Genomic DNA, 12156 nt, shown 5'->3' with positions numbered 1-12156 from the left:
TGATGGTGGCTGAGCTGACTCTGCCAGAATAGCACGTCGGCAGCCGTCAAGCAAGCTGTTATCACGGCATTGACACGCCGGAACGAGCAAAGCGGCCGGAGCCCTCAAAGAGCCCTTAACAAGCCCTTTCGCAGAGAAAAACGGGCACATCGTCAGTTATTAGCCTTTTTTGGTGGCTTTCTGCGTTTTTTTGTGAAAGAATCAAAGAAAGGTCGACGTACCCTTATTATAGCATTCCAATCCATGAACACGAAATACACCATGATGTTGCTGGCCTTGGCTCTCTCTGCCCCCGCGGCATACAGCCAGGCTCCCGCAAACGCTCCGCAGCCCGCACCCCCCGCAAATCGGCCGGAGGCTGCACCGGATGAGGATCTGACGCGCCCGCTGGCAAACGACCCGCAGATGGTCTTCGGGAAGCTCGACAATGGGCTCTCCTACATCATCCGCCCGACCTCGGAGCCGAAGGGGCGCGCAAGCATCCGGCTTTTCGTCGATACGGGTTCGCTCAACGAGAGCCCCGAGACGAAGGGCATCTCGCACTTCCTCGAACACATGGTGTTCAACGGCAGCCGCCATTTCAAGCGCGGCGAGCTCATCCCCGCCATGCAACGGCTCGGCCTCGGCTTCGGCGGCGATGCGAATGCCTATACGGGGCTGCTGCAAACGGTCTTCATGTTCGACCTGCCGAACCTCAAGGATGAGACGGTCGACTTCGCCTTCACGGCGCTGCGCGACTTTGCCGACGGTGCCGAGCTGAGCGATGAGGCGATTGATCACGAGCGCGGCATCGTCATCAGCGAACTCAAGAGCCGCGATTCGGAGGGCTACCGCGCCAGCATGGCCTTCATTCGCCAGCTCTGCAACGGCACGCGCGTGCCGGACTACATGCCCATCGGCCTCGAAGAGGTGATTCGCAACTGCCCCTACGAGACCATCCGCGCCTATTATCACGCCAACTACGTGCCCGAGCGCATGACGGTGGTGGTGACGGGCGATTTTGATACCGACAAAGCTCGGGAGTGGATTGAAAAACACTTCGCAAGCATGGAGAAGAGCCCCAACCCGGCTCGCCCCGCCATCGGCACCCCGGCGAATATCGGCGCCGATGAAAAGGTGATTCCGAACCCCGAAAGCGCCAAGACGACCGTCATGCTCTCCGTGGTGAATCCTTGGGAACAGCGCCCCGACACGCTCGAGCAGCGCATCGAGGATTTGCCCCTGCAGCTGGCATGCAGCATGCTCAACATTCGCTTCAACCTCCTCGCGAAGCAGGCGGAGAGCCCCTTTGAGGGAGCCGGCGTGAGCGATGACGAAATCTTCCGCTCCGCTCGCGTGTTCGGCCTCGCCGTGCAGGCCAAGCCCGAGAAGTGGAAGGAGGCACTCGCAGCGGCCGAGGCCGAACTCCGCCGCGCCTGCGAATACGGCTTCTCGGAGCAGGAGCTGGAGATGGTGGCCTCATCGCTGCTGACGGCAGCCCAAAGCGCTCAGGACAGCTGGGAGACCGTGACATGCGACAGCCTGGCCGGAGAAATCATCTCGGCCCTCACCGACCGGCAAGCCTTCACCCCCCCGTCCGAAGACCTCCGCAGCATCAAGGCCGGCCTTGCACGCGTGGCGGCCGACCCCGACCTCTGCCGCAAGGCCTTGGCTCAAGCCTACTGCTCGGACCGCGTGAAGCTGACGCTCATGGGAGCGCTGGCCGACGATGCGACCGAGCAGAATCTGCGCCGCGTGTACGATGAAGCCAAAGCCGTGCGCGTCACCCCCCCCGAGGAGCAGAAGGAGCTGAGCTTCGCCTACGAGCAGACGGGCACGCCCGGCACGGTCGTTGAGCAACAGCATCTGGCCGATCTCGATACGACAACCCTCACGCTCTCCAACGGCGTGCGCGTCAACCTCAAGCCGCTTTCCACGCGCAAGGGCAACATCCAAGTCTGCGTCGCCGTCGACGGCGGGCAGATGAATCTGCCGGCCATTCCCGGCCTCAGCCAAATGACGGAGGCGGTGATGTCCGCCGGCGGCCTCGAAGCGCACTCGACGGATGATCTGCGCCGCATTCTCGCCGGACACAAGGTAGGCATGTCGTTTAGCATGGGTCAGGATCGCTTCGCCTTCTCGGGCAACTGCAACCCCAAGGATTTCGAGCTTCAGTGCAAGCTGTTGGCAGCGGCCGTGCTGCACTCGGGCTTCCGCCCCGAGGCCGAGATGCTGCTGCGCCGCCAGCTCGATGCCGTCTACACGCAGTTTGAGACAACGCCCGACGGCGCCTTCATGTTCAACGTAACACGCCTGCTCTTCGGCGACGATCCGCGCTTCAACTTCCCGACCCGCGAGCAGTTCGACGGCGTGAATACGCAGAAGGTGCGCGAGCTCATGACGCCCCTCCTGCAGAAGGGAGCGATGGAGGTGACAATCGTCGGCGACTTCGACGTCCAAGAGGTCATCCCGGTGATTGAGCGCACCTTCGGCGCCATGCCCGAGCGCAGCAAGGAATTCACGAAACTGACGGAAGAGCAGCGCCGCGTGAACTTCCGCCCTTGGGGTGAACGCAGCTTCATCCGCTACAACACCGACATAGACAAGACGATCGTGACGCAGATCTTCCCCGCGGGCAACGGCATGGATCGCAAGCGCAACCGCCGCCTTGCCATCCTCGTCTCCATCGCGCGCGAACGCGTCTTTGACGGCATCCGCGCGGTGCTCAATGAAAGCTACAGCCCCTCCGTCAGCGTTGAAACGAGCAGCGACTTCAACGACGCCGCCTTCGTGATGGTGACGAGCGAAGGCGTGAAAGGCAACCGCGTCAAAGTCAGCACGGCGCTGGATCTCATCATGCAGGACCTCGGCAAGGGCAACATCTCACAAGAGGACTTCGAGCGAGCCATCAAGCCCTATCTGTCCCGCATCGACAAGGCCTTCTCTCAGCCTGCCTTCTGGATGAACAATCTCGCCCAACTCCAGAGCGACCCGGAACAGCTGGCCCTGCTGCGCGGTCTGCGCGAGGATGTGCGCTCCATCACGCTGGAAGAAATCCGGCAGCTGGCGCGCGAAGTCTTCGGCGACGCCTCGAAAGCCACTCACATCTTTACCGTGCCCGACGACTACGATGAAAAGACCGACGAGGGCCAAGGCAACGCCGTGAAGGCGGGCGAGCCCGAAACTGCGGTGCCCGAGACCGCGGTGCCCGCGGCCGCGCCGCAGGCGGCTCTCCGCTACGATGTACGCGTGCTGAGCGTGAGCGATGCCGAGAAGTATTCCCCCTATACGGTCATCATCAGCAAAGACGCCGCCTCCAAGAAATCGTGGCTCAAGGTGGCTCAAACGCTGGCCGACAAGTACGGCCGGAAGGGCAAGGTCGTCGTGGTGGACGAGCTGAGCGAAGACGCCATTGCCAAGGCGCTGCGCGACACGCAAGCCCGCTATGCGGCCTGCGTTGCCCGCCCGATGGAAGTCGGTCGCGAGCTGGTCAACAACCTGCACCGCGCCGCGCGCCGCGTCGATGACGACCCCTACGGCGACTGCATCTGGGGCATCGTCACCGGCTACAGCGCCAAGGACGCCATGCGCATCGCCAAAGCCCGCCAACCGCTCGTCATCAAACGAGTTCTCGGCAGCACCAACGTGAGCCACGAGCGCTTCGACCGCAGCTACTGCCTGACGGACTGGGGCCCTGACAGCCCCGTGCTGGAGCAAACGGGCAACGTAAAACCCACCGAAACCGTCTACAACGACAGCACGGAAGAAGGCCGCCGCATCAAGCGCGAAGGCATGCAGGGCCTTTTCGCGCACGAACTGGCAACGGGCAAGCCGCAGCTCGTCGTCTCCTCGAGCCACGCAACGCAGGCGAATTTGGAAATGCCCTACAGCAAAGGGCTCATCTTCCCGGCAAACAACCGCTACTACGAAGCCAGCCTGCCGAACATGCGCGGCATCGTCGGCCAAGGCATTGCCCCGGCCATCACGCAGAAGCAGACCAAGGCTCTTGCCCGCGTGGCCAAGCAGTTCAAGTGCCCCGAAATCAAGCCGGACGGCGAAACCCGCGTGTGGATTGCCGCCGGCAACTGCCTCTTCGGCGATGCGATGAATACCAAGCAGAGCATGGCCGTCACCGCCCTCTCCGCCTACACCTGCAATCAGCTTGTGGGCTACACGGTTCCCTCTTGGTACGGCAAGGGCGGCTGGGGGACGCTGTCGATGTTCTTCGACAACAGCGCGGGCACAACGCTGGCCGAAGCGTGGTTCCTGAACAATCAGTTCATCCTCAAGGAAGCTGCGGACATTGATCCGAGGCTGCTCAAGGCTCGCTTCAACGAGCCGCAGATCGACGGGCGCATCTACCGCAACATCGCTGCGGTCGGCGTGGATCTCAATCAAGAGAACGCGAAAGACCGCGTCGGCCTCGTGCACGACCGCGACGTGGTGGCCTTCTACGGCGATCCTGCCTGGAGCGCCACGCTCAACGAAGAGCACCACAGCTCCAACTACACGGTGAGCTGGCAGGACGCCAAGACCTTCACCATCACCGCCAACAGCAACCGCAAGGGGCGCGTCGCCGTCTGGTTCCCGACGGCTGAGACCGGCCGGGGAGCCTCGGGCTGCGATGCCCCCGGCGCCTTCTTCACCAACGACTTCATCCTCTTCCCCGAGCTGGACATGAAGAAGGGTGAAACGCTGACGGTGACCATCAAGTAAAGCACAGCGGCGGCAGCCGCTTGCCCGACTCTCATCAACGCCGCACGGCTTCCGGCCGTGCGGCGTTTCTTTCGGCATCCGATCAGCAACGGCACTCCGTCCCAGGCCAACCGCCCCACGCCCCCTACGCCCGCCCCGCGAATCTCGAGCCGGCCGCCCGGCGCCCCACCCTGTTCAAGCTCAGCGAACGCCCCCTGCCCGTCTTCCGCACCGGGCACGCTCCCTTGCCTTCAACCCCGTCGCACACCCTCGCACCCCGGAAAAAGAAAAGGCCGCATCCCCCGGTGGGGATGCGGCCGATCTGCAACTTGCAGAAAGTTGAACTTACTTGTTCATCGCCTCTTCCACAGCCACGGCCACGGAGACGGTCGCACCGACCATGGGGTTGTTGCCCATGCCGATGAGACCCATCATCTCCACGTGAGCGGGCACGGAGGAGGAGCCGGCGAACTGAGCATCGCTGTGCATGCGGCCCAGCGTGTCGGTGAAGCCGTAGGAGGCGGGACCGGCAGCCATGTTGTCCGGGTGCAGCGTGCGGCCCGTGCCGCCGCCGGAAGCCACGGAGAAGTACTTCTTGCCGGCGGCAACGCACTCCTTCTTGTAGGTACCGGCAACCGGGTGCTGGAAGCGGGTCGGGTTCGTGGAGTTACCCGTGATGGACACATCCACACCCTCGAGCCACATGATGGCCACGCCCTCGCGCACATCGTCAGCACCGTAGCAGTTCACCTTGCTGCGCTCGCCGTCCGAGAAGGACGTGCGCTTGACAACCTCGACCTTGCCCGTGGCGTAGTCGAACTTCGTCTGGCAGTAAGTGAAGCCGTTGATGCGGGAAATGATGTAAGCGGCATCCTTGCCGAGACCGTTGAGGATCACGCGAAGCGGCTTCTGGCGCACCTTGTTGGCGGAGCGAGCAATACCGATGGCGCCCTCAGCAGCAGCGAAGGACTCGTGACCGGCGAGGAAGCAGAAGCACTCCGTCTCCTCGCGCAGCAGCATAGCGGCGAGATTGCCGTGGCCGAGACCGACCTTGCGGTCATCCGCGACCGAACCGGGAATGCAGAAGCTCTGCAGACCCTCGCCGATAGCCTCGGCAGCGTCGGCAGCCTTCTTGCAGCCCTTCTTGATGGCGATAGCAGCGCCCACGGTGTAGGCCCAGCCGGCGTTCTCGAAGGCGATATTCTGGATGCCGCGGACAATGGCGCGCACGTCGATACCCTTCTCAAGGCAGACCTGCTCGGCCTCCTCGCAGGAGTTGATGCCGTACTGCTTGAGAACCGGCAGAATCTGGTTAATTCGACGATCGTAAGATTCGAAAAGAGGCATAATCGTGATGTGATGTTAAGGGTTCTTTACTCGTGACGGGGGTCGATGTACTTGGCAGCACCGTCGAAGCGGCCGTAGGTACCCGTGTACTTCTTGACAGCCTCATTGGCGTCAACACCCTTCTTGATGTCCTCCATCATCGGGCCCATCTTCACGTACTGGTAGCCGATGATCTCATTGTTCTCATCGAGAGCCAGCTTCGTGATGTAACCCTCGGCGAGCTCCAGGTAACGGGAGCCCTTGGCGAGCGTGCCGTAGAGCGTGCCCGTCTGAGAGCGGAGCCCCTTGCCGAGGTCTTCGAGACCGGCGCCGATGGGCAGACCGCCCTCGGAGTAAGCGCTCTGCGTGCGACCGTAGACAATCTGCAGGAAGAGCTCGCGCATAGCCGTGTTGATGGCGTCGCAGACGAGGTCGGTATTGAGGGCCTCAAGAACCGTCTTGCCGGGGAGAATCTCGGAAGCCATAGCAGCGGAGTGGGTCATGCCCGAGCAGCCGATGGTTTCGACCAGGGCCTCCTGAATGACGCCCTGCTTGACGTTGAGCGTCAGCTTGCAGGCACCCTGCTGAGGAGCGCACCAACCCACACCGTGAGTCAGGCCGGAGATATCCTCAATCTTCGTGGATGCCGTCCAAGCCCCCTCCTGCGGGATGGGTGCGGGGCCGTGATTGCAGCCCTTCTTGACGCAACACATATGTTCAACTTCTGTCGTGTACTGCATAGTATGTGTATTTGGCTTGAATGACAAAGGGCTCTGTGCTCCAAAGCGGCAGAGCCTGCCTTGCTGGCAGCATTATAGCTCCGCTCTGTCGGTTTTTCCAGCACAAAATGATTGAGGGTCTCAAAAACAGAAGCGAAACGTCGACGCGGGGATGAGACTCCGGGCACGGACGAAAGAACCCCCGACTAACGGGGGCGCAGCATCGGGCCGAATGAGGGCTCAGCGAGCCCCTGCCACGCCTCTTGCCGAGCTCCCTGCTGAGCCTTTCCGCCCGGTGTTTCCGCTCCCGCGTTTTGCCGCGGCCTTCTCCCCCTTGCCCGCCGAACAAAAAACACCCCGATCAGGAACCGAGGTCTACCGACAGGTGACACGGGCGTACGGCCCCAGGCTACTATCCGGACTCTTTCATCCCCATCCTTCAAGGTGCTGTCGGGAGTTTCATGATAGCCCGAGCCGAAGAGGAAGTCAACAGGAATCTCCGCAGCCCCGTCCAACGTTCGAACCAAAGCCGTGCGCCACCCCCGCCGCAAAGGGGAAAAATCATTCTTGCTCAAGCCCTTGAAGAATGCTATACTGCCTGTATGAAGGGGAAGAAAAAGCGCCTCCACCAAACCCCGGCCGAATTCGCCGAGGCGGAAAAGGTGCGCTCCACGAAAGAGTGGCAGCGTGTGATGGAGCGCGATCGCCGCTTGCAGGAGCGCTTTCGCAACGCCAAGTGGCCAAGCCACATTCCTCCCAAGACCCCGGAGCACCTGCTGAATGAATGTTCATTGCGCGGCCCGTATGGCAGGCACATTGATCTCAGCTTTCTTCTTCGTCAGCACAGACGCCCGGATCCGGAATGAAGCCCGCGGCCTTCCCCTGCTGAGGCCATCGGTCGCCCCGCATCCGACTCCCCCGAGTGGAGCCGCAAGCGATGGCCGTCCGCCCCGCCCCGCCTCGCCGCAAAGGGGAAAAATCATTCTTGCTCAAGCCCTTGAAGGAAGTTATACTGCCCGCATGAAAGGGAAGAAACACCGGACTTACCACGAGCGGCAGCGGCAAACCGCCTTAATATAATAGATTAGCAGATCATACCTAGAAAGATAACATACAGACATTATGAATGTGTCTAGTATTGCAATATATGGAAAGAAAGTACTCCTTGTTATTATAACCTTGTGTGTAATGAGCGGTTGCTTTTTTTTGCATTTTTTGATGCTCTATATGCAGTCCTCCGTCAACGGGATTATCTTGGGAAGCAGTCTCTTGTTTCTCATACTATGTTTGTTATATTTAATTCGTCTGGTTTCAGAGAAGATAAGTATCCATTGTGACCTCGACACAATTACTGTCAAATCTTCTTTTTTGACAACAAAAGAAAGGCATATGACCCTTTCAAAAACAGACTGTTTATTATTACGATGTGAAGAAAGTGAGCGATTTAAACGTTGTGATCTTTTTCGTTCACGCGTGCGCATGCCGGTAATTCCTATCTATTATGTGATAAAAACAGAGGATGCGGGAGAACCTATACTGAGATTCAGCGAGAAGCAAGCCGCTTTAGAAACCTTTGATTATATTTGTCGAAGCTTTCCGAATATCGAAAAAAGGATAGATCTGAGTGATGAAAAGAACATTTTAAAAGAGCGTAAACTACTTTGGTCGTCGGCTTTGATGAATTTTTACCTTTTTGCTTCCATAGCAACTTGTTTCATAAGCCTAGTTTTGTTTTTCGCCTCGTTTTGTATTTACCCCACTGTATTTGAAACAAACTGGGTACCATGCAAGGTTCATGTTGAACGTGTGCAGGACCGTGTTGCTTATGTATGGGTGCCGGATTCAAAACAGCAAAAAAGACTCACATGCAGCGTTCGGAGTGATGAGCTGCCGACCTTGAGAGAAGCTGCTAATAAGAAGGAAGAACTGCAGGCCTACATGGCGCTGGGAGACTCTCCCGAGTTAAGGCTTACGGCCCCCAATGATGCATCAGACTTTGTGCTGTTCCTGTCCATTGCGTGCGGCATGCTGTTCGTATCGACAGTGCTTAGTTTTCAGTTCTTCAGAACCAGAAAGAAACTACGATGGGAAAGCTCTGTTATCTACAGGGACAATGCTCTCATATCTTGGTAGGAGGATTGCCGCCTATAACGCCATAATATGGCGAAACAGAGTCCTGACGGATAAAAATGGCATTGATGAGCTGCCGAGACACGAGTCCTTTGGAGTCCCCGGGGCTTTGAAAAGGACTGATTTGGGCTTCATGAGGAGCGACCGCAGCTCAGCTTCTCGATGAGTCGAGAACTCCTCAACCCGCTCATAGACAGCGATAAACAACAAAAGAGCCGCTCCCCGTTCATGTGCCGGGGAGCGGTTTTCGTGACTAGCCTTTGAGAAGGGTACGGCACGGAGTACACCGTCGATTATGTACGTGTTGCAAACTTAGTTGAGAGAAGGCGACAAAAATCAGTCCTACGAGTTGAAAGTGGTGAACTCCGGCGGGTGATGAAGAGCCCGGAACCTTGGGCGGGTTCCGGGCTGGTGCCGTGGGCCGGGCTTTTTATGCCCGGTCTCACGTTGCCGGGTATTCGGCTTTTTCTACCCAGTCCATGCCGACGATGGTTGTCGGGGGGTTGCTCAGCCCGGTTCCTAAAGCTCGGATGCAGGCTTCGTTGCTCCCGACCTGCTCTTCGAGCATGTAGCGCATTTGCTGCAGCTCGCTGTTGTCGAGCAGTTCGGGTTTGATGCGTACGATGTCCCCTGCGCCGGTGAGCTCTTCCGCGTATTCCTCGTCGTTGGCTTCGACTTCCCGCTCTTCCATGTACGCGCAGAACTCCTCGTAGTCCCGCATGGCGGTGCGCTCTTCGCCGCTGCTTGCGGCGTATTCTTGGTTCCACTGGGCCTTGGCGGCGTCGATTTCTTGCCTGTACTGTCGGATGCGTTCCGTAATTTCTTGCTTGTCCATTGTAGCTTAGTGTTTTACCTTATGGTCATACCTTAGCAGATCCTCGACAATATGCAAGAACTTTTTTTATACTTTAGCGATTTATTTTCAGAGCTTTGCGTATTTTTTCAAGCGGGAGACATGCGCACTCCCGCCTTCGCTCTTTTGCCGGTTTGCCCCCTTCCCTCTCCCCGTGCCGTCGTGGTGGTGGGTTTCCCCTGCGCGGGCGGTGCTGAGAGGGTCAGCGTTTGCTTGCTGCGGTGGTGCCTGTGGTGGTGTTTGCCGTGGGCGGCGCGCTCTGGGTGGCGGGTTGCTGCATGTGGAGGATTTCGATGCGGTGCTCGATGGTTTGCAGGCGGGTGGACATTTCGGTGAGGACGCGTACGCTTTCTTCTTGCGCTCGCGATTGCTCGGCGATGAATGACCTCAGGTCGCAGTAGAGGACGGAGGCGGCTATCAGGCGCAGGCGTATCTGCATCTCGGTGTCCAGCCCGCTGAGGTATTGCTCGCGCTCCTGCTCGCGCTGCTGCTGTTGCATGTCGGCCATTTTCTGCCGGGTTTCGTCGATGCGCCGCGCGAGTTCTTCTTCGGCTTCTGCGCGGGCTCGCGCGGCGGCGGCTTCCCGCTCGGCCGCTCGCGCGGCTTCGATTTGCAGCGGGATGCTCCGGCTGTACTCGGCCCGCTTGCGCACCAGCAGGCTGATCTGCCGCGACAGGGCTTCTTCCATCTCTTCGTTGTCATCGCTGCGCGCATCGGCTCGCTGGGCTTTCAGGTCGCTGATCTGCTCTTCGAGCTGCTCCATGAACTCGTCATACTGCCCCTGCGTGGTGATTTTGCCCGCTCGTTTGTTGAGCGCGTTGAGGGTTTTCTCAAACTCCCGGGCCGATTGTGCCGCTTCGCGGGCGGCGTCGGCATTGCCCATAAACCACGAGTAGAGGGCTCCCAGGGCTTCGCCTATCCCCACGATGATCAGCCCGATGCCGGTGCTCACGATGGCGGCTTTCACGGCTACCATCGCGGTGCGGGTGACGGTGGCCATCGTGCTCCATGCGGTTGACCACATCAGTTTCATGCCCGTCAGGGTGCTGGCCAGGCTGCTTCTCATCCCGGCTAAGGCGCTGCGAAAGCCGGCGGCCACGCCCGACAGGCTCAGGCCGCGCAGGGTGGCTATCAGGCTGCTGAGGCTGCCGCGCAGGGTGAGGGTCGAGGCCGCGGCGGCTTTGCTCTGCCCGGCATAGAGCAGCATCGCTGCCGCAAGTGAGGCGACGACGGTGCGCGTGCCGCCCATGGCTTCCGCCAGTCCGGCCACGCCGCTGACCAGCGGGGTCAGCAGGTCAGCCGCTCCGCTCAGGGCTTGGCCCAGCAGGGCTCCCAGTGCCTGCACTTGCGGGGTGATGCTGTCCAGATAGGCGATGAGCTGCTGCATCACCGGCACGATGGCGGCGTTGATGGGGGTGCCCAGTTCGATGGCCAGCGCGGCAAAGCCGTCCTTGAGCGTGCTGAGCATGCCGGAGAAGGTCTGGGATTGCCGCCGGGTCATGTTCTCCAGCAGCCCGCCCGCGCCGGTCAGTTTTGCCAGTACGGCGTCCAGATCGCTGAGGTTGAACTCGCGCTTCGAGATGCCCTCAAAGACCTGCTCGAAGCTGATGCCTTTCATTTCCGCCAGCAGGCGGCGGATGGGCACGCCCTGCATTTCCAGCGATTCGGCGACTTCGTTGCTCAGTCCGGCGTTCTGCACTTTGGCGTACAGGAAGGCCAGTTCCCGCAGCGGTTTGCCCGATACGGAGGCGATGTCGCCGAGTTTGCGGATGACGTCGATGCTTTTCCCGGCGGCGGTTCCCATGGAGAGCAGGGTCTTGGCCGCGTCCGCGATGTCCCCGAACTCAAAGGGGGTCTCGACGGCGTATTTCTTGAGCTGGGCGACGTAGGCGGCGGCCTGGGCAGCGTCGCCCATCATGACGTTGAAGGCCAGCCCGGTCTGCTCCATGGCGGCGGCGGCGCTGCTGATGCCCGCCAGGCCGCTCAGGGCTCCTTTTACGGCGCTGATGCCTGCCTGTATGCTCGCAAAGGCCAGGGCAAAGCTGCCCGAGAGGCCGCCTACGGCCTGTCGGGTTTTGCCGATTTCCTGTTTGATGTCGGCGAGTGCGGCGTTGAGTTCGGAGGCGTCGCCGCTGAAGGTGATGGAGACGTCAGCCATGGCGCGTCAGGGGTTTGAGGCGTTCATAGAGGGCTTGTGCGCTCTGCGCTTCTTCGGCGGTGGCGTGGCGCCAGCCGGTGCGGATGCCTTCGCTGATCCATGCGGCGTGGGCGTACTGCATGGCTCGCCGCAGCGGCATCCAGAGGATGCGCTCTTCGCTCCACCCCGTCGCTCGTGCGATGGTGAATACCCATGAGGCTACGAGCGCGGGGTGGGCACGTTTGGGCTTGCAGGGGCGTCGGCATCCGGCAGGGGTTCTGCGCTGGCACTCCGGATGGCGGCTCGGTCTGCCGCCA

Annotated in this window: 7 protein-coding genes and 1 pseudogene; 3 read left to right on the top strand and 5 right to left on the bottom strand. The window is 60.3% G+C overall.

The window, feature by feature from the left end:
• The first annotated feature begins 243 nt into the window (after positions 1-243).
• Positions 244-4695, top strand: coding sequence for a M16 family metallopeptidase (locus AC6UAL_RS06295; protein WP_500682523.1), 4452 nt, complete (start codon positions 244-246; stop codon positions 4693-4695).
• Positions 4696-5019: 324 nt separating this feature from the next.
• Here the strand turns inward: AC6UAL_RS06295 and AC6UAL_RS06290 are convergent, their stop codons facing one another.
• Both AC6UAL_RS06290 and AC6UAL_RS06285 read right to left on the bottom strand, forming a co-directional pair.
• Positions 5020-6021 carry a GGGtGRT protein gene (locus tag AC6UAL_RS06290; RefSeq protein WP_500682522.1) on the bottom strand — a complete coding sequence of 334 codons (1002 nt, stop codon included), beginning with the start codon at positions 6019-6021 and terminating at the stop codon, positions 5020-5022.
• A gap of 26 nt (positions 6022-6047) precedes the next feature.
• Entirely contained in the window at positions 6048-6740 is a 693-nt protein-coding gene (locus AC6UAL_RS06285) for an iron-sulfur cluster assembly scaffold protein (protein ID WP_500682521.1), read from the bottom strand.
• Between the two features lie 581 nt (positions 6741-7321).
• Here AC6UAL_RS06285 and AC6UAL_RS06280 point away from each other — a divergent pair.
• Positions 7322-7585 (top strand): hypothetical protein, encoded by a 264-nt coding sequence (locus tag AC6UAL_RS06280; RefSeq protein WP_500682520.1) that lies wholly within the window; start codon positions 7322-7324, stop codon positions 7583-7585.
• A 523-nt stretch (positions 7586-8108) separates the two neighbouring features.
• A complete protein-coding gene (locus tag AC6UAL_RS06275; RefSeq protein WP_500682519.1) occupies positions 8109-8852 on the top strand; it encodes a hypothetical protein in 744 nt (247 codons plus the stop codon).
• Between the two features lie 439 nt (positions 8853-9291).
• On the opposite strand, the gene AC6UAL_RS06270 is transcribed toward AC6UAL_RS06275, so the two are convergent.
• From AC6UAL_RS06270 to AC6UAL_RS06260, 3 genes and pseudogenes are all read right to left on the bottom strand, one after another.
• Positions 9292-9684 (bottom strand): hypothetical protein, encoded by a 393-nt coding sequence (locus AC6UAL_RS06270; protein WP_500682518.1) that lies wholly within the window; start codon positions 9682-9684, stop codon positions 9292-9294.
• Positions 9685-9904: 220 nt separating this feature from the next.
• Complete coding sequence (locus tag AC6UAL_RS06265) at positions 9905-11860, bottom strand: tape measure protein (RefSeq protein WP_500682517.1); 1956 nt, start codon at positions 11858-11860, stop codon at positions 9905-9907.
• Positions 11853-12156: pseudogene (locus AC6UAL_RS06260) on the bottom strand (hypothetical protein); the annotation flags it as partial. The pseudogene AC6UAL_RS06260 and the gene AC6UAL_RS06265, both read right to left, overlap by 8 nt.

The organism is Candidatus Parakkermansia intestinigallinarum, from assembly GCF_944389695.1.
Lineage (GTDB): Bacteria > Verrucomicrobiota > Verrucomicrobiia > Verrucomicrobiales > Akkermansiaceae > Akkermansia > Akkermansia intestinigallinarum.
This window is presented reverse-complemented; position numbering and strand designations above follow the sequence as displayed.